26 protein-coding genes and 1 tRNA gene are annotated in these 26,296 nt (G+C 40.1%); 6 read left to right on the top strand and 21 right to left on the bottom strand.

Annotated features, from left to right (window positions below; all coding sequences use genetic code 11):
- Nucleotides 1–63 precede the first annotated feature (63 nt).
- From rseP to V7D82_RS02135, 5 genes are all read left to right on the top strand, one after another.
- Nucleotides 64–1,410 (top strand): RIP metalloprotease RseP, encoded by a 1,347-nt coding sequence (rseP, locus tag V7D82_RS02155; RefSeq protein WP_333599327.1) that lies wholly within the window; start codon nt 64–66, stop codon nt 1,408–1,410.
- A gap of 83 nt (nt 1,411–1,493) precedes the next feature.
- Nucleotides 1,494–1,567 (top strand) — tRNA-Asn (locus V7D82_RS02150).
- Nucleotides 1,568–1,690: 123 nt separating this feature from the next.
- On the top strand, nt 1,691–2,263 hold the full coding sequence (locus V7D82_RS02145; protein ID WP_333599326.1) for a Crp/Fnr family transcriptional regulator: 573 nt from the start codon (nt 1,691–1,693) through the stop codon (nt 2,261–2,263).
- A 100-nt stretch (nt 2,264–2,363) separates the two neighbouring features.
- Nucleotides 2,364–3,572 (top strand): MFS transporter, encoded by a 1,209-nt coding sequence (locus V7D82_RS02140; RefSeq protein ID WP_333599325.1) that lies wholly within the window; start codon nt 2,364–2,366, stop codon nt 3,570–3,572.
- Nucleotides 3,573–3,580: 8 nt separating this feature from the next.
- Nucleotides 3,581–4,375, top strand: a complete 795-nt coding sequence (locus tag V7D82_RS02135) for a type 1 glutamine amidotransferase domain-containing protein (RefSeq protein ID WP_333599324.1) — start codon at nt 3,581–3,583, stop codon at nt 4,373–4,375.
- 62 nt (nt 4,376–4,437) lie between these two features.
- Here the strand turns inward: V7D82_RS02135 and V7D82_RS02130 are convergent, their stop codons facing one another.
- The 21 genes from V7D82_RS02130 to aspS form a co-directional block, all read right to left on the bottom strand.
- Nucleotides 4,438–7,377: a S8 family serine peptidase gene (locus V7D82_RS02130; RefSeq protein ID WP_333599323.1), complete on the bottom strand. Its 2,940-nt coding sequence runs from the start codon at nt 7,375–7,377 to the stop codon at nt 4,438–4,440.
- 138 nt (nt 7,378–7,515) lie between these two features.
- The gene (locus tag V7D82_RS02125; RefSeq protein ID WP_333599322.1) at nt 7,516–7,950 is read right to left on the bottom strand and encodes a LexA family protein; all 435 of its coding nucleotides are present in this window, start codon (nt 7,948–7,950) and stop codon (nt 7,516–7,518) included.
- A complete protein-coding gene (locus V7D82_RS02120) occupies nt 7,941–9,209 on the bottom strand; it encodes a Y-family DNA polymerase (protein ID WP_333599321.1) in 1,269 nt (422 codons plus the stop codon). Before V7D82_RS02120 ends, V7D82_RS02125 begins: the two co-directional genes overlap by 10 nt.
- A gap of 111 nt (nt 9,210–9,320) precedes the next feature.
- Nucleotides 9,321–9,809, bottom strand: coding sequence for a hypothetical protein (locus tag V7D82_RS02115; protein ID WP_333599320.1), 489 nt, complete (start codon nt 9,807–9,809; stop codon nt 9,321–9,323).
- Between the two features lie 100 nt (nt 9,810–9,909).
- Nucleotides 9,910–11,280, bottom strand: a complete 1,371-nt coding sequence (locus V7D82_RS02110) for an NADH-quinone oxidoreductase subunit N (RefSeq protein ID WP_333599319.1) — start codon at nt 11,278–11,280, stop codon at nt 9,910–9,912.
- A 10-nt stretch (nt 11,281–11,290) separates the two neighbouring features.
- Nucleotides 11,291–12,727, bottom strand: coding sequence for a complex I subunit 4 family protein (locus V7D82_RS02105; protein WP_333599318.1), 1,437 nt, complete (start codon nt 12,725–12,727; stop codon nt 11,291–11,293).
- A 9-nt stretch (nt 12,728–12,736) separates the two neighbouring features.
- On the bottom strand, nt 12,737–14,629 hold the full coding sequence (nuoL, locus tag V7D82_RS02100) for an NADH-quinone oxidoreductase subunit L (protein WP_333599317.1): 1,893 nt from the start codon (nt 14,627–14,629) through the stop codon (nt 12,737–12,739).
- Nucleotides 14,630–14,635: 6 nt separating this feature from the next.
- Nucleotides 14,636–14,956, bottom strand: a complete 321-nt coding sequence (nuoK, locus tag V7D82_RS02095) for an NADH-quinone oxidoreductase subunit NuoK (protein WP_162126706.1) — start codon at nt 14,954–14,956, stop codon at nt 14,636–14,638.
- A gap of 1 nt (nt 14,957) precedes the next feature.
- Nucleotides 14,958–15,470, bottom strand: coding sequence for an NADH-quinone oxidoreductase subunit J family protein (locus tag V7D82_RS02090; protein ID WP_333599316.1), 513 nt, complete (start codon nt 15,468–15,470; stop codon nt 14,958–14,960).
- A gap of 2 nt (nt 15,471–15,472) precedes the next feature.
- Nucleotides 15,473–16,018 (bottom strand): NuoI/complex I 23 kDa subunit family protein, encoded by a 546-nt coding sequence (locus V7D82_RS02085; RefSeq protein WP_333599315.1) that lies wholly within the window; start codon nt 16,016–16,018, stop codon nt 15,473–15,475.
- 11 nt (nt 16,019–16,029) lie between these two features.
- Nucleotides 16,030–17,085 (bottom strand): NADH-quinone oxidoreductase subunit NuoH, encoded by a 1,056-nt coding sequence (gene nuoH / locus V7D82_RS02080; RefSeq protein WP_333599314.1) that lies wholly within the window; start codon nt 17,083–17,085, stop codon nt 16,030–16,032.
- Nucleotides 17,078–18,127 carry a 2Fe-2S iron-sulfur cluster-binding protein gene (locus V7D82_RS02075; protein WP_333599313.1) on the bottom strand — a complete coding sequence of 350 codons (1,050 nt, stop codon included), beginning with the start codon at nt 18,125–18,127 and terminating at the stop codon, nt 17,078–17,080. Before V7D82_RS02075 ends, nuoH begins: the two co-directional genes overlap by 8 nt.
- Before the next feature lie 26 nt (nt 18,128–18,153).
- Nucleotides 18,154–18,693, bottom strand: coding sequence for a hypothetical protein (locus V7D82_RS02070; RefSeq protein WP_333599312.1), 540 nt, complete (start codon nt 18,691–18,693; stop codon nt 18,154–18,156).
- A 13-nt stretch (nt 18,694–18,706) separates the two neighbouring features.
- Complete coding sequence (gene nuoF, locus V7D82_RS02065) at nt 18,707–20,074, bottom strand: NADH-quinone oxidoreductase subunit NuoF (protein WP_333599311.1); 1,368 nt, start codon at nt 20,072–20,074, stop codon at nt 18,707–18,709.
- Between the two features lie 4 nt (nt 20,075–20,078).
- Nucleotides 20,079–20,609 carry a complex I 24 kDa subunit family protein gene (locus tag V7D82_RS02060; protein ID WP_333599310.1) on the bottom strand — a complete coding sequence of 177 codons (531 nt, stop codon included), beginning with the start codon at nt 20,607–20,609 and terminating at the stop codon, nt 20,079–20,081.
- A 5-nt stretch (nt 20,610–20,614) separates the two neighbouring features.
- Nucleotides 20,615–21,850, bottom strand: a complete 1,236-nt coding sequence (gene nuoD, locus V7D82_RS02055; RefSeq protein WP_333599309.1) for an NADH dehydrogenase (quinone) subunit D — start codon at nt 21,848–21,850, stop codon at nt 20,615–20,617.
- Nucleotides 21,851–21,867: 17 nt separating this feature from the next.
- A complete protein-coding gene (locus V7D82_RS02050; RefSeq protein ID WP_333599308.1) occupies nt 21,868–22,386 on the bottom strand; it encodes an NADH-quinone oxidoreductase subunit C in 519 nt (172 codons plus the stop codon).
- Nucleotide 22,387: 1 nt separating this feature from the next.
- Entirely contained in the window at nt 22,388–22,933 is a 546-nt protein-coding gene (locus V7D82_RS02045) for an NADH-quinone oxidoreductase subunit B (RefSeq protein WP_284652651.1), read from the bottom strand.
- A 13-nt stretch (nt 22,934–22,946) separates the two neighbouring features.
- Nucleotides 22,947–23,312, bottom strand: a complete 366-nt coding sequence (locus V7D82_RS02040; protein ID WP_333599307.1) for an NADH-quinone oxidoreductase subunit A — start codon at nt 23,310–23,312, stop codon at nt 22,947–22,949.
- A gap of 206 nt (nt 23,313–23,518) precedes the next feature.
- Nucleotides 23,519–23,719, bottom strand: a complete 201-nt coding sequence (locus tag V7D82_RS02035) for a cold-shock protein (protein ID WP_333599306.1) — start codon at nt 23,717–23,719, stop codon at nt 23,519–23,521.
- 218 nt (nt 23,720–23,937) lie between these two features.
- A complete protein-coding gene (gene aspS / locus V7D82_RS02030) occupies nt 23,938–25,692 on the bottom strand; it encodes an aspartate--tRNA ligase (protein WP_333599305.1) in 1,755 nt (584 codons plus the stop codon).
- A 211-nt stretch (nt 25,693–25,903) separates the two neighbouring features.
- On the opposite strand from aspS, the gene V7D82_RS02025 reads away from it, so the two are divergent.
- Nucleotides 25,904–26,251 (top strand): toxin-antitoxin system YwqK family antitoxin, encoded by a 348-nt coding sequence (locus V7D82_RS02025; protein ID WP_333599304.1) that lies wholly within the window; start codon nt 25,904–25,906, stop codon nt 26,249–26,251.
- The last annotated feature ends 45 nt before the right edge of the window (nt 26,252–26,296 follow it).

Genomic DNA, 26,296 nt, shown 5'->3' with positions numbered 1-26,296 from the left:
TCTATGCAGGAGTAAGGTGAAAACCTTACTTTTGTGCGTTTAAAAGAAACCGATACATAAGAAATGGAAATTGCAATCAAATTATCTCAATTTTTACTGAGTTTATCAATATTAATTATACTTCACGAATTAGGACATTTTATTCCTGCCAAATTATTTAAGACAAGAGTTGAAAAATTCTATTTGTTTTTTGACATCAAATATTCTTTACTGAAAAAGAAAATCGGGGAAACCGAATACGGTATTGGATGGTTGCCACTTGGAGGTTACGTTAAGATTGCCGGAATGATAGACGAGAGCATGGATACGGAACAATTGCAAGCCGAGCCACAGCCTTGGGAATTCCGTTCTAAGCCGGCCTGGCAACGTTTAATCATCATGTTGGGTGGTGTGACGGTGAATTTTATTTTGGCTTTTATTATTTACATCGGAATGACTTTTTTCTATGGCGAACAATACATTGCCAATAGTGAAGTAAAAGACGGAATCTGGATTACCAATCCGGTAGTGGAAAAAGCAGGATTAAAAACAGGTGACAAACTAGTTTCGATTGATGGCGAGAAAGTCAATCGTTTTTATGAGTCGAATGAGAAGTTGTTCTTGTCTAAAGAGATTGTGGTGCTTCGCGATGGAAAAGAAGTGAAAGTACATTTTCCGGTAAACTTTATTGATCAACTGATGCAGGGGAAAAAATCCTCGTTGGTTGAATTGCGTGTGCCGTTTGTGGTGATGGAAGTACAGGATGATTCTCAAAACAAAGGATTATTAAAACCGCGTGACATCATCACCAGTTTTAATGGGCAATCAGTTAAATACGCTGACAATGTTATTGCGGCAGTAGATACCCTAAAAGGGAAAACAGTACCGGCACTGGTTAAAAGAGACGGGAAAGAAGTTGCTGTTGCTTTAAAAGTGAATCAAAAAGGGAAGTTGGGAGTGGCTTACGCTTTCAGAACGCCTTATGACGATTTAGAAAAATTAGGCTTATACAAAATCAGCAAAGAAGAATACAGTTTTACTGAGTCTATTCCGGTGGGAATAAATAAAGGTTTTACGCAATTAAGCAATTACGGCAAACAACTGAAAGCTATTTTTAATCCAAAGACCGGAGCTTATAAAGGGGTGGGTGGTTTTGCGGCTATCTTCAATATTTTCCCGAATACTTGGAGCTGGGAAGCTTTCTGGAGCATTACGGCTTTGTTATCCATTATGCTTGGTGTTATGAATTTATTGCCGATTCCGGCATTGGATGGAGGGCATGTGATGTTTTTATTGTATGAAATCATTTCGCGTAAAAAACCTAGTGATAAATTTTTGGAAAGAGCCCAACTGGTTGGATTTGTACTACTTATTACCTTATTGCTTTTTGCTAATGGGAATGATATTTACAAGGCGATTGTAGGCAAATAATATTTTTCGAAATTTTATTCATTTTTATTTGCAAAAAATAAAATTCGTTCTATCTTTGCAACCGCTTAAAAGATATAAAATCTTCCTCCTTAGCTCAGTTGGTTAGAGCATCTGACTGTTAATCAGAGGGTCCTTGGTTCGAGCCCAAGAGGGGGAGCAAAAACAAAAAGACTATCAGAAATGATGGTCTTTTTTTATTTCCATACCTTACTGTCTTCGGAAAACCTATTTTGATTATTCCCTAAAGTATTTTGCTACCTTTGTAATCTGTTTTTAGATTATGGAGCAGCAGTATTTAGTACTTAGAAAGCATATAGAAGAGATTTGCCCGATATCCGATATGGAGTGGCAATACATTTATCCATTCTTTACCCATAAAAAACTCAAAAAACACCAATTCCTTGTGCAAAAAGGCCAACCGGTTTCTTGCGAATACTTTGTGATTAAGGGTTTGTTAAAAGCGTATGCCATTGATGGCGAAGGGAAGGAGCATATACTTCAGTTTGCTATGGAATACTATTGGACAAGCGACTTTCAGGCTTTTCAAACCCAAACCCCGGCAACCTTGTTTATCGATTGTATCGAAGATTCCGAATTTTTCTGTCTCGGGAAAGAAGGCCGGGAACAGCTGTGTCAGGAGATGCCTAAGATGGCTAATTTCTTTCGGATAAAATCGCATTACGGGTATATTGCCTTGCAACAACGTATCTTGTCAATGCTTACCGAAACGGCCGAAGTGCGTTACAATAATCTACTCAAAAAACTCCCGCATTTAGTGCAACGGGTTCCTAAGAAGTTACTGGCTTCTTATTTAGGGGTTACCCGTGAAACCTTAAGCCGATTTAAGGGATAGCGTATATGTGATCTACATCACTTCAAAATGGTGATGTTTGTCCTCGCACAGCCATTCTAGGTGGCCGAATTTTGTACTGTTAATTTTAATAGTACAACGGATGAAATCAATAACGTATGAGAATGCCCCCAAAACAACTACTGCCACCAGTATCCCGGCTGCGCTATGGGCTCTGACCATCAGTGCTTTTGGTATTGGGACGACCGAATTTGTCATTGTAGGTTTATTGCCTACCGTGGCCAATGATTTAAAAATCACCATCCCTTCCGCCGGATTGTTAGTGAGCCTTTATGCCATTGGTGTCGCCATTGGGGCACCGGTTCTGACAGCTTTAACGAGTCGCCTTCCCCGCAAAAAATTACTCATCGGTTTAATGGCCTTGTTTATTGTAGGCAATGGTTTAGCCGCTATAGCCCCAAGCTTCCTTACCCTAGTCATGGCCCGAATCATTACCGGTTTTGCCCATGGTGTTTTCTTTTCTATTGGGTCAACCATTGCTGCGGGTTTGGTGCCTGCTCATAAGAGAGCCATGGCCATATCCATCATGTTTAGCGGTTTGACCATTGCTATTGTTACCGGGGTTCCTTTAGGGACTTTTATCGGACAGCAGTTTGGCTGGCGGGCAACGTTTATAGGAGTGGCTTTGCTGGGTATTATCGGTTTGGTTTCGAGTTGGATATTGGTCCCCAATACTATTAAGAATGAAGCACAGGTATCGTTTAAGGAGCAGTTTAAAGTCATTACCAACAAACGCTTGTTATTGGCTTTCCTGATGACCGCTTTAGGATATGGAGGAACGTTTGTGACCTTTACCTATTTATCTCCCATATTGCAAAAAATCACAGGGCTTTCAGAATCTATGGTTACTCTGGTTTTGATTTTGTATGGTATTGCCATTGCTTTTGGGAACCTGATAGGAGGAAAAGTGTCTAATAAAAACCCATTAAAGGCTTTGTTGTGGATGTTTGTTTTACAGGCAATCGCACTGTTACTATTCACCTTTACAGCTAGTGATTCTGTTTGGAGTATCGTAACTTTGTTTGTTTTGGGAGCGCTTTCTTTTTCCAATGTACCCGGACTTCAATTGTACGTAGTGCAACTTGCCGAAAAACATTTACCGGGTACCGAAGATGTCGCCTCTGCTTTTAACATTGCCGCCTTCAATGTGGGTATCGCCATTGGGGCATTCGCCGGAGGATTGGTGGTAGAATCTTCCCTAGGCCTTGGAGCCACGCCATGGGTAGGAGCACTATTTGTATTGCTTGCCATAGTGGTCACTTTATTCAGTTCAAAAATTTCAAGAAAATAACAAATCAAATGAAAACAATACTACCGTATTTAAAAAGAGTCATGATGGTTATCGCAGTTGGCACCATAATGATAATCAGTTCACAAGCTACTGCCCAAACGCAAAACAATACGAAAATGAAAAAGAAAATTTTATTTGTGGTGACCAGTCATGATAAAAAAGGTTCCACCAATCAGCCTACTGGGTATTACCTGAGCGAAGTGTCCCATCCATGGGAAATACTGCATGAAGCAGGTTATGAGATTGATTTTGTAAGCCCTCAAGGGGGGAAAGCGCCGGTTGACGGATTTGATTTGAGCGACCCGGTCAACAAAAAGTTTTGGGAGGATAAAGTGTATCGCCATAAGGTTGAAAACACGCTGAAACCATCACAAGTCAATCCGGCAGACTATGTGGCCATTCACTTTGCCGGTGGACATGGTGCCGTTTGGGATTTTCCCGATAATGAAGCAATCGCCACTATTGCGGCCAAAATTTATGAAAACAATGGGATAGTAAGCGCTGTTTGTCACGGTCCGGCTGGGCTTGTCAATATCAAACTCAGCAACGGAAAGTATTTGGTGGATGGCAAAAAAGTAAATGCTTTTACCAACGAAGAGGAAATTGCTGTCGGATTGGAAAAAGTAGTTCCATTCCTCTTAGAAGACAAACTCATAGAAAGAGGAGCGAAATTTGAGAAGTCGGGGCTATGGCAATCCCATGTCGTAAGCGATCACCGACTCATTACCGGACAAAATCCACAGTCGGCCGTTGCTGTGGGAAAAGCGATTGCAGCGGAATTAGAGCAATTAAATAAGATATAAATATATTTCCATAAAAAAAGGAGCTCCATTGGAACTCCTTTTTACTTTTTATGCTGCTGTGTTTATTTGTTTAAAACTACTTTTTTGGTGGTTTTGTTTTTGCCGTTTTCAATGGAAAGCAGGTAAACGCCTTCCTGCAGGTTTTCTATGTTGATGACTTCATTGGCGGCATTGGTTTCTTTGGAAAGAATTTCTCTGCCTTGTATGTCATGCAATTTCAATAGTGTTTTATCTAACGCTGAAGGCAGGCTGATGTTGATGATTCCTTTGGTTGGATTTGGATAGACTTTTACATTGGCTAACTCATTTTCGGGAGTTGCTAAAGCCGGAGTCACATAACAAAGGTCGATGCTGAATGAGTTGACGCTTCCACCGTCGCCATTGTATGGGTCGTTTACGTGTAAGGTCCACTCGCCATCGGCTGGCAAGGTATTTAAGGAGCTTAAAGAATCATAAGGAGCAATGGTTCCTGATATAGAAGGATTGCCGGAACAAGCCGGTGCGCCTCCTGCATCATCCATAGTACAGGCAATATTGTCATTGTCACCACAAGGTTCTTTTAACAAAATAATGGTTGGGCTTCCAATAGCTGCCGGACCCACTAAGGAGATGGTCATGTCCTGAACATAGGTATGTGTAATGTTAAGACGTACTTTTAGATTTCCAATAGTGTAGCCACCGCTAACGGTTACCGGAACACTGGCTGTGGAATTGGAAACAGAGTCGATAAAGGCATTCGAGAAATCGGTAGCGGTAAATGAAGTGGAGCCACATACTACAATTCCGGTGTCAAAACTATAAACGGTAGCGTTGGCCGGAATTCCGTTGCCGCAGTGATTGCTTGGAATCACTCTCCAGTAGTATCTTGTTTGTTGGTTTAAACCGGTAGCTACGTATTCGTTTGTAGTAACGACATCATTGACGATGGTTGTGTCAAATGTGGATGAGGTAGAAGCCTGAACGGTATAACTCTCTGCATTGGCATTGGTATTCCATTTTAAATTTACCGAAGTGGAAAGTCCGGTTTGTCCATTGGTTGGCGAGCTTAAACTGATATTTTGAAAGGTGGAATTGTAAACTCTTAAGGTTTTGTATCGGGTTTCCGATTCTGTTCCGCTGGTACCTTTTATACCGATAATATACTCTCCGGGCACTATGTTGGATAAGCCCGAAAGAGTCATGGTAACTACACCATTAGCACTTAAGGAATTATTGTTGAAACTGGCCGTAGCTCCCGTTGGTAACCCAACAGCACTGAAAGTGGTGGTTCCGGTTCCGGTTTGTTTGTAATTAAAACTGAAAGCCGCTGTTTGATTAGCACAAACTACTAAATCGGAAGTGGTTGAGTTTAGCGAAAAAGAAGAAGTGATTCCGGTAACTACCAAAGAGTAATTTTGACTGCCTCCCTGTAAGTTTCCTTTGTGTGAAATGGTTATTGTATAATCACCCGCAGCGGTTGGTGCATCGATTTTGACTTGCTCTACATTGTCAACATTGTTGTCTCCGGTTCTGATAGCCGGATTGTTAGGATCAGGATCTAATCGCCAAGGGTAATAGGTGGAGTTGTTTTTGGTTATTCTGATGTCTAAATCATTTACTAATGCTGGTGTTGGATCGTTGTCTCCTAAGTCACCCAAATTGGCATTACCCGGTAAGTCGGTCCAAGTGATGGAAGCTATCAGCGGGGAAACCCCATCCGATTTTACCGTCATGCTGTAGGTTTGGTGTTGCGCTAAATTTTCTTCCGAAACCCAGGAGGTGAGTCCGTTTCCGGTAATGGTTTCTGCTGCTTTTTTGGCATTCAATAATCCCCATCCAAAAACTGCATCCGGGCCTACTTCGCCTGCATCATCGGCGGTGTGACAAGCCAGGCCTTTTAAGGTTGCCGCCTTCATGAAGCTATTGGTTATGTTTTTATAGTGTTGTTGCAGCAGTAATAAAGTTCCGGCTACGTTTGGAGAAGCCATAGAAGTTCCGGTTAGTGTAGCCGTTGCGGTATTGCTGGTACTACTGGTAGACGTAACGGCGGTACCGTTACCGGTAATGTCCGGTTTTATTCTTAAATCATCCGTTGGACCTTGGCTGCTGGAACCATTAATGGCTACACTGGTTAAGGTTCCGTTGGTGGCTACCACGGCATCCTGAGCATTGGCCACTACTAGATTGTTTTTGGCGGTTTTGTTGGTCGTTAATTTATCAAAACCATAAGCAATAGGATTAGCATTATTGTTGTCATACCCATCGTTTCCTGCCGAAGCTACCATTAAATAGTAAGGCGAAAGATAAGCAGCTTCGTCCCAATCTCTGGCTTCGGAAGAATAGGCGCCAATAAACCAGGCTGGTAAAGCATCGGTTGTCCCTGTTATAGGAGTTCCGTAGGAGTGATTGGAAATTAACATTCCTTGTTGTACTTCGTCTAATGCTTCTGAAAGATCATTGGTCCATTCAAAAGTTCGGGCGCTTGCCTGGTAGGCCATTCCTTTGGTCGCTGCCTGTGCATTGGAAGCCATGATGGTTCCGGTTACGTGGGTAGAATGTACTACATATGTATTGCTGCTTGGTTCGTCAACAACAGTGACTCTGCCTGAAAATAAAGTATGTGAAGCTCTTACGGTTCCTCCATCCCAAACCCGGGCAATCATGCCTTGTCCGTTAAGGTCTAAACCAAGGGAGCCGCCAGTATTTAAATGGTTGGCTCTGGTAGATTTTGCGGCATTGGCATTGTCGGTGGTGTAATAAATGGGATGGCCATCCGGAGTCAATCGCATCAATTCACTCATGGAGCTGTCTTTTACGATTTTGATAGGCCAATGATTGATTTTGGCTGCTGCTTCGGCTTTTGCTTTTTCTGTTGTTTCTTTCTTTTTGAAAAATTCCTGACGCTCTTTTATTTTGGCTAAGTCATAATTTTCAACAATCTTCGAAGCTTCTTTTTTGTCTTGGGCGACGCTTGTTGTGGTCACTATAAAAAAAGAAAGCAGGAAAAAATAAATAGTTTTCATGTGGTATTAGATGTGGTTTAGTTTAGTTGCGGCAAATATATAAATCATTCATTCTCTGACTGTATTATTTAACAATTATTCTAAAGACATTTAGGTCTTTGAGCGTAAATGCTGTGAAATTTTCAGAAAAGTGTTCGGTTACATCGCTTTAATCACATAAGTCACAATGCCCCAAATAATCAAATCGTTTTCTTCGGTGACTTTTATGGGTTGATAGTCCTTGTTTTCGGGAAGTAAAAACAGACCGTCTTTTTCTATTTTGATGCGCTTCACTGTGAATTCTCCATCAATGCAGCATACGGCAATTTTTCCGTTTTGTGGTTCCAAACTTCGGTCGATGACCATAATGTCGCCATCGTCTATACCGGCACCAATCATTGAGGTTCCTGAGGCTTTGGCATAAAAAGTGGCTTCGTGGTTTTTGACTAGTACTTTGTCTAAACTGATTTTGGTTTCGTCGAAATCGGCTGCCGGTGATGGAAAACCGGCTTTGATACCACCACTGAAATAAGGGAGTTCCAGATTATTGTTTGTATCTGACACAAAAAAAGAAAGCTTATTTTTTATCGGCATTGTACTTCCAGTATTTCGTTAAAATCAGTAGTGTATTTTTTAGACAGATGATTTTGTTTCATAATCCAGGTGTTTTGTAAATCCTGATTACCCAAACGGATTTTGCGTTCGCCCGTTTTTTTATGATAGGCATCCATCACCTGCATCAGTTTCCAATGTTTTGGATTTTCTTCTTCAAACAGATGGAGTTGCTTTTGGTTTTCCGCTACAAGTCCGGTTACAATGACTCCGGCTCTCAGATAGGTTTCACCAGGTTGGTGGAGTTTTTTCAAAAGACCAACAGCGACATTGCTAATCGTTAAACTGGAATTACTGGCAAAAGACAGGGTTTCCATCTGACTGAGGTAATAGCGTTTGTCGTAGGTCAGTTGTTTGTCTTTGACCAAAATAACAATCACGCTGTGGCAACAGGAATGCTGTTTGCGGAGCTTTTCGGCACAGACTGTGGCAAATGTTGAAATCCGTTCTTTAATGCCGTCAAAGTCTGAAAGTTTCTTTTTAAACATTCGGGTAATGGCAATGCTTTTTTTGTCCTCCAACGGATTGTCTAAAGTCAAAACAGATTTGCCTTCGAGTTCGCTTTTTAGGCGGAGACCGGTAACTCCCATAGTAGTTCTGATGAAGTTTTCATGCTGTGGCAATGTGAAATCGTAAGCGGTGTTGATGTTTTTGTCTTTCATCTTTTTCTTCAACCGAAAACCAATGCCCCATACGTCTTCAATTTTAGTCCATTTCAAGGCTTTGATGCGTTTCTCTTCAGAATCGATGCAATAGACCCCTTGGGTTCTTTCCGGATACTTTCGGGCAATTTTGTTGGCTACTTTTGAGAGGGCTTTCGTTTCGGCAAAACCAATCGAAACCGGAATGCTGAGCCATTTCATAATACGCCGTTTCATCTGTACGCCATAGTCATAAAAATCAGGAACCGGTACGCCATCAAAATTCAAAAAAGCTTCGTCTATACTATACGGTTCTGTATGCGGTGTGAAGCCTTCCAATATACTCATCACGCGACTGCTCAAATCACCATACAAAGGATAATTGGAAGAAAAGACATGAATGTTTTTATCCTTGAGTTCCTGCCGCACTTTAAATTCGGGAGCACCCATGGGAATGCCGAGTGCTTTGGCTTCATCACTTCGGGAAATAATGCAGCCGTCGTTATTGGATAAAATCACAATGGGTTTGCCTACCAGGTGTGGCTGGAAAACACGTTCGCAGGAAGCATAGAAATTATTGCAATCGACTAAAGCATACATGGTATAAAATTACACAATAGTCGATTATTGACAGCGGAACAAAAGTTAATTTCGAGGATTTTTTACTAACAAAAAAACCATCAAAATGGTACTTGATGGTTTAGATAGGTTTTAAGATTTTGCGTCAGGATTAAGGTTGTTTTCTTTTTTGTTTTGGAAGTAATGCCACAGTAATGAACCTGCCAGGAGTAACGTCCAGAACAGAGGTACGCCTATAGTGTAAACAGGGGTCAAGGTGTCGTAGCGCAAATACGGATTCGGATTGGTGTAATCTTCGGGGGTAACCGAGAGCCAATCCTGAACGCCTTCGTAGACATTTATTAGCATAAAAATGATAATATAAACACGTAGGTTTCTAAGGGTTTTGGTTACCGAAACTCTGTATGTGAACAGACTGCTCGAAATAGCGAAAATCAAAAACAAATAGCCTAGTCCAAACCCCCAGCCGGTATAGGGAACCAGGGTAGCTTTTAGGTTTTTATTGCTATCCAAATTCAAATAAAAACTGAATACCGAAATGGCAATAGCAAAGAGATAAAAGGCAATAATATCTAAAGGAGCTTTTTTGTAAGCAGCCGATACTTTAGTAGCGTTTTCCATGCGCAATATATTTTGTTACCCAAATATAAGATTTTATTTAAAAGAAAAAACCATCAAAATGACTCTTGATGGTTTTCGGTATAGTTATGGAGAACTCTTTTTAGTTCAATAAATTGGTCACGAATGACGGATAAATTCCCATTAGGATGTTTAGTAAAATAGCTAGTACTGCCACAGCATAATATACCAACGGAACCGGTTGTTTTGCTTCGGGAGCTTCTTTGGTATACATCGCCAAAATCAGTTTGAAATAGTAGCCCACACTGATAATTGAGTTGATAACCCCGGCAATAACTACAACTAAAAATCCGGCTTTGATGGTTTGACTGAACAACATAAACTTAGCAAAGAATCCGGCAAAAATCGGAATTCCGGCCATGGATAAAAGCGAAGCCGTTAAGATAGCGGCTAGTAATGGATTGGTTTTTCCTAAGCCGTTGAAATTGGCAATATCCTCGTTGTCTTTGTTTCGGGTAACATAAATGATTACGGCAAAAGAAGCGATACCGGCCAAGGCATAAGCAGCAGTGTAATATAAAAGCGTGCTGGCTGCTGTAGCTAAACTTAAAATAGCCATCAACATAAATCCGGCATGCGATATACCTGAGAATGCCAACATACGTTTTACATTTTCCTGACGCAAAGCCATGATATTCCCGACAGTCATGGATAGTATGGAAACGACCACAATTACCATTTCAAAAGTTGGTGTTAATGCGGTGGTCATGCCGTTTAGTAATTTGTATAAAGCGGCCATCGCTACTACTTTGGCCAACGTACTCATAGTAGCAGTTGTCATAGATGGGGAGCCTTCGTAAACATCGGGAGCCCAAAAGTGGAAAGGGGCTGCTGCAATTTTGAACAGCATACCAATAACCATCAAAGTAATCCCGATGGGGAACCAAATAGGCATTCCTAATCCTGACGATAAATCTTTGATTTCCGCAATGTCAAAATAACCGGTGGCACCATAAATCAAACAAATTCCGAATAACAGTATTCCCGAAGCGAAAGAACCCAATAAGAAATATTTCATTCCGGCTTCGTTGCTTTTCACGTCTAATCTTCGGCTGGCAGCCAAGATGTATAGGGAGATGGACAGTACTTCAATTCCTAAGAAGAACATCGATAAATTTCCGAAAGAAACCATAGCCACAGCTCCGGCCAAAAGGAATATTTTGATGGCGATAAAATCCGAGATTTTAGTGGGATGCTCTTTATAGAAATCGCCACTCAACGCCACTAAGAAAATGGTAAGGACAATAAACAAACTCGAAAACGCTACCGAAAATTTATCGACTACAATCATGTTGTTGTAATACGCATTCGGAGTGTTGAATTCAGAAACGGTAAGTCCAAGAATAGCCAATAGTCCTAGTACGGCAACCGGAACTAACAGCTTTCTTAAATTAAAGATTTCAGCGATGAGGCAAAAAACACCTAAACCTGATATGGCAATTAATGTATTCATTTCTGGACTTTTATCTATTTATAGTTTGTAAAATGACTTTTAAACTTGGCGTTACCAAATCGACAATCGGTTTTGGATACAAGCCGAAGAATAACAAAAAGGCGATGATAATGATTAGCGTTATGGCTTCATTGGTGGTTACGTCTGCAAACACTTTGGTGTTGGTTTCTCCCAACATGGTGTTTTGGAACATTTTCAACATATAGTAAGCACCCAAAATAATGGTAGTTCCACCTAAAACGGCGAACCAAATATTAGCCTGACTTAAGCTGAACAGCACTGTGAACTCTCCCACGAAGTTGAAGGTTCCCGGCAAGGCAACGGATGCCAAAACCAAAATCATAAACATCGAAGAGAACTTAGGCGTTTGTGTTCTGATGCCACCCATATCGGCAATGGTTCGGGTTTCGTATCTTCTGAAAATAATTTCTGCGGCGAAGAACAAGCCTACGATTACAAATCCGTGGGCAATCATTTGGGAAACCGCTCCACTCAATCCGTCAAGTGTCAAAGTATAGCAACCAGCTGCGATTAAACCAACGTGGGCCAAAGAAGAATAAGCCAATAATTTTTTCAAATCTTTTTGGCGCAAAGCCACGATTGAACCATAGATAACTCCGGCAATACTCAACCCAATCAGAATCGGCATGTATTGTCTGGCAGCACTGGGTGCGATTGGTAGTTGCCAACGAATAACGCTGTACAATCCCATTTTTAGCATGATACCGGATAACAGCATCGTTCCAACGGTTGGTGCTTTTTGGTATACTTTAGCTTGCCAGGTATGGAAAGGAATAATCGGAATTTTGATAGCATAAGCTAAGAAAAACGCGAAGAAAATCCAGCATTGTTCCTGGAAGGATAAATCAAGTTTGTATAAGTCTTCCAGTAAAAAGCTTCCGGCTTTTGAGTATAAATAAGCAAAAGCGATTAGCATGAAAAGGGAACCTCCTAAAGTATAGATGAAGAATTTTAAGACTGCTTTTTTGCGCTCTTCGGCATCGCCATTCCCCCAAATTAAAGCAATGAAGTAAATCGGAATCAAAGCCAATTCCCAGAAAATATAGTATAATAATCCGTCAGCAGCTAAGAACGTTCCTGTCATGGCAAAGGCCATAAACAATACTAAAGCATAGAAATTTTTGCTATTGGAGAATTGATTCCCAAAAGAAGAGAAAATAATTAGCGGTGTCAAAGCAGTAGTCAATAAAACCATGGCCATCGATAAGCCATCAGCTTTGAAAGCTAAAGCTACTTTCGGGTTGTCAATCCAGCCTGCCATGAAGCCGATGTTGGCGCCTTGATTCAATAAGTTCAATAAATACAAAGACACTCCCAACGCTCCTAAACTGAATAGCAGCGCCACTTTGGAAGCTAATTTATCTCCTGCTAAAAAGGTGGCAATCGAACCCACCAGAAGTACTAATAATATAGTAGTTACATCCATTATGTAAAATTATTGAGCGATATGAGTTATAAATAAATACGTTATGATGGCACAAACTCCAATCACAAAAGCGAAAAGGTATAAACCGATGTTTCCGTTTTGCAATTTCTTTCCTTGTGTTCCCAAGCCATTCGCGGCGGTTCCCAAACTGTAAACCACTTTGCCTAAAGCCGGTTCTAAAGTAGTTCGGAAGAAATTCGCCAAGCCGTTGATTGGTTTTACAAGTAAGAAAGTATAGAATTCATCTACATAATATTTGTTGTACACCGTTTTGTTGAAACCAACAATTTCGGCATCTTCTTTAGGAACAAAAGCTTGTTTGATGTATTTGGAATACGCCCAGGCAATCCCAACAAGAGCACCGGCTAAAGCAATCCCCATCAACATGTATTCGTTGCTGCCCAAAGCGTGTTCTTCGTGTTTGGTTGCTAAAATTGGTTCTAAGAAATGGTTTAACCAATTGCTGCCCGGTAAGTTGATGGCACCACCAATCAAAGCCAAAATCGCTAAGATTACTAAGGGAATAGTTATCAGACTTGGACTTTCATGCAAATGTTGTTTTTGTTCTTCGGTGCCTCTGAATTCTTTGAAGAAAGTCAGATACATCAATCGGAACATATAGAAAGCGGTCATGATAGAAGCGATTGAAGCTACTACCCATAAGACTTTATTGTGTTCAAAAGCTACCATTAAGATTTCGTCTTTGGACCAAAACCCTGCGAATGGGAAAATACCGGCAATCGCTAAAGTAGAAATCAACATGGTGATGTAAGTGATTGGCATGGCTTTGCGCAAACCACCCATTTTTCGCATGTCCTGTTCTCCGTGCAAACCGTGAATTACGGAACCGGAACCTAAGAACAAACAAGCTTTGAAGAAAGCATGCGTAATTACGTGGAATACTGCTACGTTGTAAGCGCCAAGCCCTAAAGCCAGGAACATTAATCCCAATTGGGAAACGGTTGAGTAAGCCAATACTTTTTTAATATCGTTTTGTAATAAACCAATCGAAGCCGCTACTAAAGCTGTAGCTGCACCAACAATGGCGATTATCGTTTGTACTTGTGGCGTTAAGTCGAATAAGAAATTCATTCGGGTTACCATAAAGATACCGGCTGTTACCATCGTTGCCGCATGGATTAAAGCCGAAACCGGTGTTGGACCAGCCATGGCATCCGGTAACCAAGTGTATAATGGCAATTGTGCTGATTTTCCGCAGGCTCCGATGAATAAACACAAAGCAGCGATTACAACTTGTGTACTTACTCCGGATACAGAACCTGAGATGAGCATTGGTTTCATGTGTACAAATTCTAAAGTCCCACAGTAATTGGCCAACAGGAATATTCCGATTAAGAAACCTAAATCCCCAATACGGTTCATGATAAAAGCTTTCTTGGCCGCATCGTTATAATCTTGGTTTTTATACCAAAATCCGATAAGCAAATAGGAGCAAAGACCAACGCCTTCCCAACCAATGAACATCACCAACAAGTTACTTCCGATAACAAGCGTTATCATGAAAAACACGAACAAATTCAAATAGGCAAAAAACTTGTGCATATTCTCGTCATCGTGCATGTAGCTGATGGAATATAAGTGAATTAACGAACCAATTCCGGTTACGAATAATAACCAAAGTAAAGACAATTGGTCTAATTGCAATCCGAAGAATAATTTGAAATTATGTACCGAAAGCCATTCAAATAATAAGATGTGAACCGGTTTTCCGTTTTGATTCAGTTGTGTAAAAAAGCAAATGCTCAGCAAAAAGGAAACCACCACCGTCAGCGTTCCAACGGCGCCGGCAAAACCTTTGCTTACTTTTTTTCCAAAGAAAATATTGAAAAGAAATCCAGCAAATGGAGCTAAGAGTAATAGTAAAGCTAATTTTGTTTCCATCCCGGGTTATCCTTTTAAATTCTTTAAATTATCAATATCAATCGAGCCTAAGTTTCGGTAAACCGAAACCAGAATCGCTAAGCCTACAGCCACTTCGGCAGCAGCCACAGCCATCGAGAAGAATACAAATACTTGTCCTTCGGCATCTTGGTGATACGTAGAAAAGGCTACGAACAATAAGTTTACCGCATTCAGCATAATCTCAATCGACATGAAAACGATGATGGCATTTCGACGGTACAACACTCCGAAAACGCCGATGCAAAAAAGCAACACCGAAAGGAAAATGTAGTTTTCTATTCCTATTTGATTTAAAATATTGTTCATTTTATTTCTCTGTTTTTTCTTTTTTAGACAATAAAACCACACCAATCATCGCTACCAATAATAAGATGGAAGCAAATTCGAAAGGCACCATGTATTCGTTCAGCAACACATTCCCAAGCTTTCTGATGGATTGGAAATCTTCGCCCAGCGGATCATAAGGACCCATGATGGTTTTGGAATGAATGAAAATTGTAATTAAAACAATGCTCAGTACTATGAAAACAACGATAGCACCCAGTCTTGTAATTCGGGGTTTATGGACTTCGTCTTCTTTATTCAAATTCATCAACATGATGGTAAAGAGGAAGAGCACCATAATGGCTCCGGAATATACGATGATGTGAACAATGGCCAGGAATTGCGCATTGAAAAGTAAATAATGACCGGCGATTGAGAAAAAGCAAATCACTAAATAAATAGCACTGTGGATTGGGTTTTTGCTGTAAATCGTTAAGAATGCCGTTGACAAAGTGATGGCAGCTAAAACGTAGAATATGATTTGAACTGGTGACATAATTAATTCAGTTTATTAGTGTTTGCCATAGCCATTTCTAATGGCATAACTAATTTATCTTTTCCGAAAATGAAATCCTCTCTGTCGTAACTCGCCGGAACTAATTCTTTGGAAAGGGTCAAGTAAATAGCGTCTTTCGGACAAGCTTCTTCACACAATCCACAGAAAATACAACGCAACATGTTGATTTCATAGATTTCGGCATATTTCTCTTCGCGGTATAAATGTTCTTCTCCCGGTTTTCTTTCGGCAGCTTTCATTGTGATAGCTTCCGCAGGGCAGGACAAGGCGCACAACCCACAAGCCGTACAGTTTTCACGGCCTTGTTCGTCGCGTTTCAACATGTGTTGTCCACGGTAAACCGGACTGAATTCCCTAACTTGTTCCGGATAATGAATGGTGGCTTTTTTTCTGAAAAAGTGTTTGATGGTAATCCATAACCCTTTAAAAATAGCCATCAGGTACATACGTTCCAAAAAGGTCATTTCCTTATTGGAAACCTGCTTTTTATGGCCTGATAATGATATATTTTGTATAGCTGTTGACATAATTTCTTTTCCTATTTAAATCCAAAAAAGGCAAAAATTTCACTTCTTAATAGAACCATTCCTACTAACATAATATTGACGATAGAAAGCGGAATTAAAATCTTCCACCCTAAATTCATCAATTGATCGTATCTAAAACGCGGTATCGTCCATCTGATCCACATAAAGAAGAAGATGAAGAAACACAATTTCATAAATAAAGCTCCGATTCCAATAACGTTGGCGATGTTAACCCCCCAATGTTCTAAGGCCCAGCCCATGCCAGGATAGTTGTAACCTCCGAAGAATAAAACCGCAATAATGGTGGAGGAGATGAACATGTTGGCGTACTCGGCAAACAAATAGAATCCCATTTTCATCGAAGAATATTCCGTGTGATAACCCCCAATTAATTCCGATTCACATTCCGCTAAATCGAATGGTGTTCTGTTGGTTTCGGCAAAAGCGCAAATTAAAAAGATTAGAAAGGATAACGGTTGGTAGAACACATTCCAATGCAAACCGTGTTGTTGTGCAGAGATTTCTTTTAAGCTCAAGGTTCCGGTCATCATTAGCAAAGCTATCATCGATAATCCCATAGCTACTTCATACGAAACCATTTGCGAAGCGGCACGAACGGCTCCCATCAAAGAGAACTTGTTGTTCGAGGCCCAACCTCCAATCATGATGCCGTAAACTCCGATAGAAACTACGGCAAAAATGTACAATAAAGCACTGTCGGTATCGGTCGCCTGTAGTTGAACGGTTCTTCCGAAGACTTCTAATTTATCACCCCACGGAATTACAGCACTCGTCATTAAGGCGGCACTCATTGCAATGGCTGGTCCTAAAAAGAATAGGAATTTATTTTTGGTATCCGGTTCAAATTCTTCTTTGGCAAATAATTTCATACCATCGGCAAGCGGTTGTAATAAGCCACCCCAACCGGCGCGGTTTGGTCCAACTCTGTCTTGCAAATAAGCTGCTACTTTACGTTCAGCCCAAGTGGAATACATCGCCATTACCATCGTCACAGCAAAAACTATGACAATCAAAACACTTTTTTCTATAATAAAGGCACTATCCATTTTTCTTTGAATTTACTGGGTTACCGTCTATTTTTTCATTGTATTCAATCTCGGCCATACTGATTTTTTTACGGTCGATGTCTCTACCTTGAAGGATGCCTTTTTCGGTATCGATTACTACTTTGTCTAATTTTCCGTAATGTTTATTTTGGTTGATAACCGAGTCTTTCTCGAATTTACGAGGCCCTTCGATTACCCAATCCGCAACGTCTTTTTTGTCGAAACGACAAGTGTTACAGATGAATTCTTCTACTTCATGGTACTCGTCTTTGCGGGCGGTTACCCTTTGAATTTCGTCACCAAACATCCAAACAGTCGTTTTCCCGCAACATTTATCACAATCTCTGTGCGCGTTGAACGGTTTGTTAAACCACACTCTCGATTTGAATCGGAACGTTTTATCAGTCAAAGCACCCACCGGACACACATCAATCATGTTTCCTGAGAATTCATTGTCGATGGCTGTAGAAATGCAAGTTGAAATTTGCGAATGATCCCCACGATTCAATACCCCGTGAACTCTTTTGTCGGTCAATTGATCCGCCACTTCCACACAACGTTGGCAAACAATGCAACGGTTCATGTGCAATTGAATTTTGTCTCCGATATCTTCCGGTTCGAAAGTTCTTTTTTCTTCTATGAAACGCTGTTGTAATTTTCCGTGTTCGAAACTTAAATTCTGCAAATCACATTCGCCTGCCTGGTCACAAACCGGACAATCCAAAGGGTGATTGATCAAAAGAAATTCGGTTACGGCTTTACGGGCTTCAAAAACTCTGTCCGAACCTTTGCTCGCTACTTCCATTCCGTCCTGACAACCGGTTACACAAGAGGCAACCAATTTTGGCATCGGTCTTGGATCGGCTTCGCTACCTTTGGTAACATCCACCAAACAACAACGGCATTTTCCTCCGGTTCCTTCTAGTTTCGAATAATAACACATGGCTGGCGGAACAGATTCTCCACCAATCATACGAGCAGCCTGCAGGATCGTTGTTCCCGGTGCTACTTCAATTTCTTGACCGTCTATGGTTACTTTCATGTTTATATTTTTAGAAAGGTCTCTTTTTAATTTTTAAAATGTTCGTTATATAGTTTTATAACTTCTTCTAATTTTTTTACTTTATAACTTTTTGGATTCATCCATTTATCATGTAATTCTGGATAATCAACAATAAATTCCCCCAATTTTTCTCTTACATCAGGGCCTTGTAATTCTACAAATTTTCCGTCCTTTAATCCAAAACCAATTCCAAATACTGGCGCTCCTGCAGCACTTAAATAATATCTGTAATACATAAGTTTCCCAACTATTACTTCGTGGTAAAAACGATTGTAATCATCATATTTAAGACTCACAAATTTTAAATCTCCAAACTTAGTTCCTTTAATTAAAAAAGATTTTAACTCTTTAGAAGTGTATTTTGCTTTTTCACCTTTACTGTATATACTAATTTCATCACGAATGGATGCGACCTCTAAAAGTGTTTTGTCAAACATATTTGTTGGAACAAAATATTTACAATTTATAGTGTCATTTGTATTGGTAACCACATATCCGTCAAATTTTTGAGAATGGACAAATAGTGGCAATAATAATATGAACAAATACAACCTCATTTTATACATTTTCCTTTGCTACTAAATGCTTTACTTTTTCAAAAGGCTCATTCACAAAGTGATCTCTATTCTTAATTTTTTCCGGGAAACGGATGTGGTATTCAAATTCATCTCTAAAGTGTCGAATAGCCGCAGCTACTGGCCATGAAGCCGCGTCACCTAAAGGACAAATCGTATTTCCTTCTATTTTGGATTGGATGCTCCATAGCAATTCGATGTCTTCTTCGCGTCCTTGTCCGTTTTCGATTCTCCACAATACTTTTTCCAACCAGCCCGTTCCCTCACGGCATGGCGTACATTGACCACAGCTTTCATGGTGATAGAATCTTGAGAAATTCCAAGTGTTGCGAACGATACAAGCGCGGTCATCGTATACGATAAATCCGCCTGAACCTAACATCGAACCCGTGGCAAAGCCACCATCAGCCAAACTTTCGTAAGTCATCAAACGGTCTTCGCCTGCAGCGGTTTTGTAGATTAAATTTGCCGGTAAAATTGGCACCGAACTTCCTCCAGGAACTAAAGCCTTTAAAGGGCGATCAGTTTGCATTCCGCCACAATATTCATCGGAATTCATAAACTCGTATACAGAAACCCCTAATTCAATTTCGAAAACGCCTTGGTTTTTGATGTTTCCGGAAGCCGAAATTAATTTGGTTCCAGTCGAGCGACCGATTCCGATTCCGGCATAATCAGCACCCGAATTGTTGACAATCCAAGGCACAGCCGCAATCGTTTCTACGTTGTTTACTACAGTAGGATTTTGCCAAAGTCCTTTCACGGCAGGGAATGGTGGTTTCAATCTAGGATTGCCACGTTTTCCTTCCAGACTTTCAATTAAGGCTGTTTCTTCTCCGCAGATGTAAGCTCCGCCACCAATTTGAACGTATAATTCCAAATCGTAACCAGAGCCTAATATATTTTTGCCTAACCAACCGGCTGCTTTCGCTTCGGCGATGGCTTTTTCTAAAATTTTATACACCCACATGTATTCCCCACGAATGTAGATGTAGGATAGGTTGGCGCCCAAAGCATAACTCGAAGTAATCATTCCTTCAATCAAAAGATGCGGAATGTATTCCATTAAGTAACGGTCTTTGAATGTTCCCGGTTCCGACTCATCGGCGTTGCACACCAAGTGTCTTGGGTTGCCCGATTTTTTGTCGATAAAACTCCATTTCATTCCGGCAGGGAAACCCGCACCACCACGACCACGTAATCCGGAAGTTTTTACTTCTTCGACTACTTCATCCGGAGTCATTTTTTTCAGGGCTTTTTCCACCGAAGCATAACCGCCTTCACGACGGTATACTTCATAGGTTTTAATACCCGGAACGTTTATTTTGTCTAATAATATTTTTCTTCCCATGATATTATTTATCGTGTAAAGTGATTTTTCCGTCTTTGCAATCAGCAATCAGCTGGTCTACTTTCTCTTTCGTCAAATGTTCTTGATAGAAATCACCCAACTGCATCATTGGAGCATATCCGCAAGCGCCTAAACATTCTACGCCACGTACTTCAAACATGCCGTCAGCAGTGGGTTCGCCAATGCCTACGCCCAATTTAGAACAAGTATAATCCATCAAATCTTCCACACCGTTTTGACAACAGGCAGCGGTTTGACAGAATTCGAACATGTATTTCCCAATTGGTCTTTGGTTGAACATGGTATAAAAAGTAACAACTTCGTATACTTCGATTGGCAATATTTCTAAGATTTCAGCAACCTTGTTTTGCAATTCAATACTCAACCAATTGTCGTGAGCATCCTGAACTTCGTGCAAAACCGGCAATAATGCTGATTTCTTTTTATCGGCAGGATAATGACTGATCAACTCATTGATGCGAGCCATCAACGTGTCAGTAATATTTATCTCTTGTTTGATATGTGATCTTTCCATACTACTTAAGCGTCTAATTCGCCAGCAATTACATTTAAACTTGATAAAATAACGATAGCATCAGACAACATGGCACCTTTTATCATCTCCGGATAGGCTTGGTAATAGATATAGCATGGTCTTCTGAATTTCAATCGGTATGGGGTGCGACTTCCGTCGGTAATTAAATAGAATCCTAATTCTCCGTTGCCACCTTCTACGGCATGATAAATTTCATCCACAGGTACCGGAACTTCGCCCATCACAATTTTGAAATGATAGATTAAGCTTTCCATGTTGGTGTACACGTCTTCTTTTGGCGGTAAATAATAATCGGGAACGTCAGCGTGGATTGGGCCTTCCGGCAATTTCGCCAAAGCTTGTCTGATGATGCTCAAACTTTCCCAAACTTCGCCATTACGAACGCAAAAACGGTCATACGTATCGCCTGATTTTCCAACAGGAACATCAAATTCGAAATCTTCGTAAGAAGAATACGGAGCGGCTTTACGCACGTCATAATCGATTCCGGCAGCGCGTAAATTGGGTCCTGTAAATCCGTAAGCCATAGCTTTTTCGGCGGTGATGCCACCAACATTTACAGTTCTGTCTATAAAAATTCTGTTTCTTTCAAATAGGTTTTCGAATTCTTTCCAGGCTACCGGAAATTCTTCGAGGAAAGTGTTTAGCAATTCAAATGCTTTTGGCGACCAGTCTCTTTCGAAACCGCCAATTCTTCCCATATTAGTGGTTAAACGGGCGCCGCAAATTTCTTCGTAAATCTCGTATACTTTTTCTCTGAATTGGAACACATACAAGAAACCAGTATAGGCTCCAGTATCCACTCCTAAAATCGAATTACAAATCAAGTGGTCTGTAATACGCGCCAATTCCATCACGATAACTCTTAAATATTGCGCACGTTTTGGTACTTCAATATTTAATAATTTCTCTACTGTCATCCACCACGCCATATTGTTGATAGGTGATGAACAATAGTTCATACGGTCGGTCAATACGTTGATTTGGTAAAACGGACGGTTTTCGGCAATTTTTTCGAAGGCACGGTGAATGTATCCTACAGTTGGCTCCGCTTCAATGATTCTTTCGCCATCCATCAATAAGATGTTTTGGAAAATTCCGTGAGTGGCCGGATGCGTTGGTCCTAAATTCAAGATAGAAAATTCACTTCCGTCTTGATTTCGGCTTTGCTCTATGATTTTAGCATAGCGATGCTCTGGTGGTAATAATAAATCTGACATTTATAATGTTGAATTATTTAATTATTAACTGGTGTTCTTCCAAAGAAACGGTCGTCTTTATCGGTTCTTCCGCTGTCTTCCATCGGGAATTCTTTGCGCATTGGGAACGACACCATTTCATCCATGTTCAAAATTCGTTTCAACTGTGGATGACCTTTGAAATTGATTCCGAAGAAATCCCACGCTTCTCTTTCCATCCAATTGGCGCAAAGGAACAAATCAGTTATGGTATCTACTTCTGCCGGATCTGACAAATAAGTTTTTACACGGATTCTCACGTTTTCAATCCAGTTGTGCAATTGATACACTACTGAAAATTGGTGTTCCTCATCATTATCCGGGAAATGAATTCCGGCCAAATCAGTAAGAAAGTGAAAATTTAGATCCTCTTGTTCTTTCAAAAAGCGAATCACCTCGTGAATGGTACTTGGCGTAGCTTCGAAAGTGAAAATATCGCGTTTCATCTCAAAATTCAGCACATTGTTGCCGAACGCCTGAGTCAATTTATCTTGTATATAAGCTGTTTCTAAAGCCATGTTATAGGTTATAAGAAGCTAATAATTCTTTATATTCTGGTGAATTTCTTCGGCGAACCGATTCGTTTTTCACCAATTCCTGCAATTGCATTACGCCCTGAACGATTTGTTCCGGTCTTGGCGGGCAACCTGGTACGTATACGTCTACCGGAATTACTTTGTCAATTCCCTGTAAAACGGAGTAGGTATCAAACACACCACCTGATGAAGCACAAGCACCAACGGCGATAACCCAACGAGGTTCTGACATTTGCTCGTACACCTGGCGTAAAATCGGCGCCATTTTTTTGGAAATCGTTCCCATGACCATCAACATATCGGCCTGACGCGGAGAGAAACTTACTCTTTCCGAACCAAAACGCGCTAAATCATAGTGAGAAGCCATAGTAGCCATAAACTCGATTCCGCAACAAGAAGTCGCGAAAGGCAACGGCCAAAGGGAATTAGCACGAGCCAATCCGACAACGTCGTTCAATTTTGTAGCGAAGAATCCTTCACCAACTACTCCTTCCGGCGGAGCGACCATATTTGGTTTTGTAGTACTCATAGCAATTGTTTTTTTATTCCCACTCTAACGCTTTCTTCTTGATAATGTAGAAGAAGCCCACTAAAAGCAACAACATAAAAATAACCATTTTAATCATGCCTGTCATTCCTAACGCTTTGAAATTGATAGCCCAAGGATAAAGGAAAATTACTTCGACATCAAAAAGCACAAAAAGGATGGCTACCAGGAAATATTTTACTGAAAATGGAATCCGGGCATTTCCGACAGATTCTATTCCGCATTCGAAATTTTTATCCTTGTTTTTAGAGTGTCTCTTTGGGCCTAAAAAGCTAGAGCCAATAATAGTTAAGACAACAAATCCGACCGCTAAACCTGCCTGCATGAGGATGGGAATATAATCTAATTGATTGGACTGCATAATGCTAAAATTTAGAAGTAATTAAAATAGCCACAAATATACATCGCATTATTTAATTCACAAAAATCAAGGGATAAACGTTTGGTAATTCTTCTGGGAAACCATTTATTTAAACTGATTTTAAATAACGAGGTTGCGGTATAAAAAAACGTCCCGAAAATTTTCGGGACGTTGAGTCATTCTAGGTAATCAAAAAATAATATATATTAGTCTTCGATAGCTACTACTTGAGCTGCTACTTTACCTTTTCTACCTTCTTCTTCTTCGTAAGATACTTTATCCCCTTCAGCTAGATTTTCAGATCTAACTCCGGTAGCATGTACGAAAATGTCTTTTCCTGTCTCGTCGTCAGTAATAAAACCGTAACCTTTTGATTCATTGAAGAATTTAACTTTACCTGTGCGCATTTTGTAATATAAAAATAATTAATAATGCCCAAAGATATACTTATTTGTGACATAGCAAACAAAAATCAAATAAAAAGTTAAAATATTTTTAAGAAATTTTAATTATAATTGAATGATTTTCAATGCGGTATTTGAATTATTCTAAAAATTAAAATAAAAAAAGCAACTATTTCTGAAAATTTAAATAGTTGCTTTCTAATAAGTTGCGAATTTGATATTTATTGCGTCAAGTCTAGTTTGATATGTAATTCCTGTAACTGACTACTGTCAATTACTGATGGTGCATCAATCATTACATCGCGTCCGGAATTGTTTTTTGGGAAAGCAATAAAGTCACGGATGGTTTCCTGTCCGCCAAGGATGGCTACTAATCGGTCCAAACCAAAAGCTAAACCTCCGTGTGGCGGAGCACCAAACTGGAACGCATTCATCAAGAAACCAAATTGATCTTGCGCTTGTTCGGGCGTAAATCCTAAAAGAGAAAACATTCGGCTTTGCAAGTCTTTATCGTGAATACGAATAGAACCCCCACCGATTTCATTTCCGTTCAATACCATATCGTAAGCATTGGCACGTACTTTCCCTGGTTCGGTTTCAATGAGTTTCATGTCTTCCGGTTTTGGTGACGTAAACGGATGGTGCATTGCGTGGTAACGACCGCTTTCTTCATCCCATTCTAATAATGGAAAATCAACCACCCATAACGGTGCAAATTCTTCCGGTTTTCTTAAACCTAATCTTGTGGCCACTTCCATACGCAAGGCAGAAAGTTGTGTTCTGGTTTTGTTGGCATTCCCGGATAATACTAAAATCAAATCGCCCGGTTTGGCATTGGTAGCTTCAGCCCATTTTTTCAAATCGTCCTGGTCGTAGAATTTATCTACCGAAGATTTGAAAGTGCCGTCTTCTTCACATTTCACATACACCATTCCTGAAGCTCCTACTTGAGGACGTTTTACCCAGTCAATTAAAGCATCAATTTCTTTACGCGTATAAGCTGCACAACCCGGAGCCGCAATTCCAACTACTAATTCAGCCGAATTGAAGACACCAAAATCCTTGTGTTGTGCCACGGCATTCAACTCACCAAATTTCATTTCAAAACGAATGTCCGGTTTGTCATTTCCGTAGGTTTTCATAGCGTAATCGTAGGTCATTCTTGGGAATTCTGCTACGTCTATGCCTTTGATTTCTTTTAGTAAATGCCTTGTCAATCCTTCAAAAACATTTAAAATATCTTCTTGCTCCACAAAAGCCATTTCGCAATCGATTTGTGTGAATTCCGGTTGTCTGTCGGCGCGCAAATCTTCGTCACGGAAACATTTCACAATTTGGAAATATTTGTCCATGCCACCCACCATCAACAATTGTTTGAACGTTTGAGGCGATTGTGGCAAAGCATAAAACTGTCCTTCGTTCATACGGCTTGGTACGACGAAATCACGAGCGCCTTCCGGAGTTGATTTGATTAAATACGGTGTTTCCACTTCGCAAAAATCTAAATCAGATAAATATTTGCGCACTTCCATAGCCACTTTGTGACGGAAAAGCAACGAGTTTTTTACCGGATTTCTACGAATATCCAGGTAACGGTATTTCATTCTAATGTCTTCACCACCGTCAGTTTCGTCTTCAATGGTGAACGGAGGAAGGATGGAAGCATTCAATAAAATCAGCTCGGAAACCAAAATTTCCACATCACCGGTTGCCATAGTAGCATTCTTGGATTCACGCTCAATGACAGTTCCTTTTACCTGAATTACGAATTCTCTTCCCAAAGATTTTGCTTTGTCAAAAACCGCTTTGTCTGTTCGTTGTTCGTCAAAAATTAACTGCGTAATTCCGTAACGGTCGCGCAAATCTACCCAAACCATGAATCCTTTATCACGTGATTTTTGAACCCATCCGGCTAAGGTTACTTCTTTGTTGATGTGTGTAGCGTTTAATTCTCCACAATTATGACTTCTGTACATTCTTCCCTAAAATTTAGGGTGCAAAAATACTATTTTGTTTCAAGTAATTAAAGCTCAAAAGAGTGTATTTTGATTTAATTTTTGACTTAAAAAAGAAATCCCAATGTTAAGTTTTCACTCAATGTTACCAAATTGTTAAGTAAAAGTTTTTTTAATGTAAAATAACTAGTAACTTTGTTATCTAATTATTAAGCAATTAAAACCTACGGCTATGAAAAAGATATTGATTTTAGGAGCATTGTTAATCTCAGGATTTAGTTTTGCTCAAACGGTAAAACCAGTTTTAGAACAAGAAGGAAACTTAGTGAAAGCTACTTATTATTACGATAACGGAAAAATCCAACAACAGGGTTATTTTAAAGACGGAAAGTTGGAAGGCAAATGGGTAGCGTTTGACGAACAAGGAAATAAAAAATCTACTGGGGAATATGCCAACGGAGAAAAAACCGGCAAATGGTTTTTCTGGAATGACAAATCACTAAGCGAAGTAGATTATTCCAATAGCAGAATTGCCGCTGTAAAAACAGTTAAACAAGAGGTGCTAGTGAATAGAAATTAAAGTTAATTATTCATCATAAATGAAAAAGGAACTCCATTGGAGTTC

It is taken from the genome of Flavobacterium sp., from assembly GCF_036741995.1.
Lineage (GTDB): Bacteria > Bacteroidota > Bacteroidia > Flavobacteriales > Flavobacteriaceae > Flavobacterium.
Note: the sequence above shows the minus strand (reverse complement) of the source record. Positions and strands in the feature narration are given on the sequence as shown.

What these genes read in the sequence shown, in the direction of transcription:
- rseP (WP_333599327.1), top strand. Translation starts at nt 64, where the DNA reads ATGGAAATTGCAATCAAATTATCTCAATTTTTACTGAGTTTATCAATA.
- V7D82_RS02145 (WP_333599326.1), top strand. Translation starts at nt 1,691, where the DNA reads ATGGAGCAGCAGTATTTAGTACTTAGAAAGCATATAGAAGAGATTTGC.
- V7D82_RS02140 (WP_333599325.1), top strand. Translation starts at nt 2,364, where the DNA reads ATGAAATCAATAACGTATGAGAATGCCCCCAAAACAACTACTGCCACC.
- V7D82_RS02135 (WP_333599324.1), top strand. Translation starts at nt 3,581, where the DNA reads ATGAAAACAATACTACCGTATTTAAAAAGAGTCATGATGGTTATCGCA.
- V7D82_RS02130 (WP_333599323.1), bottom strand. Translation starts at nt 7,377, where the DNA reads ATGAAAACTATTTATTTTTTCCTGCTTTCTTTTTTTATAGTGACCACA.
- V7D82_RS02125 (WP_333599322.1), bottom strand. Translation starts at nt 7,950, where the DNA reads ATGCCGATAAAAAATAAGCTTTCTTTTTTTGTGTCAGATACAAACAAT.
- V7D82_RS02120 (WP_333599321.1), bottom strand. Translation starts at nt 9,209, where the DNA reads ATGTATGCTTTAGTCGATTGCAATAATTTCTATGCTTCCTGCGAACGT.
- V7D82_RS02115 (WP_333599320.1), bottom strand. Translation starts at nt 9,809, where the DNA reads ATGGAAAACGCTACTAAAGTATCGGCTGCTTACAAAAAAGCTCCTTTA.
- V7D82_RS02110 (WP_333599319.1), bottom strand. Translation starts at nt 11,280, where the DNA reads ATGAATACATTAATTGCCATATCAGGTTTAGGTGTTTTTTGCCTCATC.
- V7D82_RS02105 (WP_333599318.1), bottom strand. Translation starts at nt 12,727, where the DNA reads ATGGATGTAACTACTATATTATTAGTACTTCTGGTGGGTTCGATTGCC.
- nuoL (WP_333599317.1), bottom strand. Translation starts at nt 14,629, where the DNA reads ATGGAAACAAAATTAGCTTTACTATTACTCTTAGCTCCATTTGCTGGA.
- nuoK (WP_162126706.1), bottom strand. Translation starts at nt 14,956, where the DNA reads ATGAACAATATTTTAAATCAAATAGGAATAGAAAACTACATTTTCCTT.
- V7D82_RS02090 (WP_333599316.1), bottom strand. Translation starts at nt 15,470, where the DNA reads ATGTCACCAGTTCAAATCATATTCTACGTTTTAGCTGCCATCACTTTG.
- V7D82_RS02085 (WP_333599315.1), bottom strand. Translation starts at nt 16,018, where the DNA reads ATGTCAACAGCTATACAAAATATATCATTATCAGGCCATAAAAAGCAG.
- nuoH (WP_333599314.1), bottom strand. Translation starts at nt 17,085, where the DNA reads ATGGATAGTGCCTTTATTATAGAAAAAAGTGTTTTGATTGTCATAGTT.
- V7D82_RS02075 (WP_333599313.1), bottom strand. Translation starts at nt 18,127, where the DNA reads ATGAAAGTAACCATAGACGGTCAAGAAATTGAAGTAGCACCGGGAACA.
- nuoF (WP_333599311.1), bottom strand. Translation starts at nt 20,074, where the DNA reads ATGGGAAGAAAAATATTATTAGACAAAATAAACGTTCCGGGTATTAAA.
- V7D82_RS02060 (WP_333599310.1), bottom strand. Translation starts at nt 20,609, where the DNA reads ATGGAAAGATCACATATCAAACAAGAGATAAATATTACTGACACGTTG.
- nuoD (WP_333599309.1), bottom strand. Translation starts at nt 21,850, where the DNA reads ATGTCAGATTTATTATTACCACCAGAGCATCGCTATGCTAAAATCATA.
- V7D82_RS02050 (WP_333599308.1), bottom strand. Translation starts at nt 22,386, where the DNA reads ATGGCTTTAGAAACAGCTTATATACAAGATAAATTGACTCAGGCGTTC.
- V7D82_RS02045 (WP_284652651.1), bottom strand. Translation starts at nt 22,933, where the DNA reads ATGAGTACTACAAAACCAAATATGGTCGCTCCGCCGGAAGGAGTAGTT.
- V7D82_RS02040 (WP_333599307.1), bottom strand. Translation starts at nt 23,312, where the DNA reads ATGCAGTCCAATCAATTAGATTATATTCCCATCCTCATGCAGGCAGGT.
- V7D82_RS02035 (WP_333599306.1), bottom strand. Translation starts at nt 23,719, where the DNA reads ATGCGCACAGGTAAAGTTAAATTCTTCAATGAATCAAAAGGTTACGGT.
- aspS (WP_333599305.1), bottom strand. Translation starts at nt 25,692, where the DNA reads ATGTACAGAAGTCATAATTGTGGAGAATTAAACGCTACACACATCAAC.
- V7D82_RS02025 (WP_333599304.1), top strand. Translation starts at nt 25,904, where the DNA reads ATGAAAAAGATATTGATTTTAGGAGCATTGTTAATCTCAGGATTTAGT.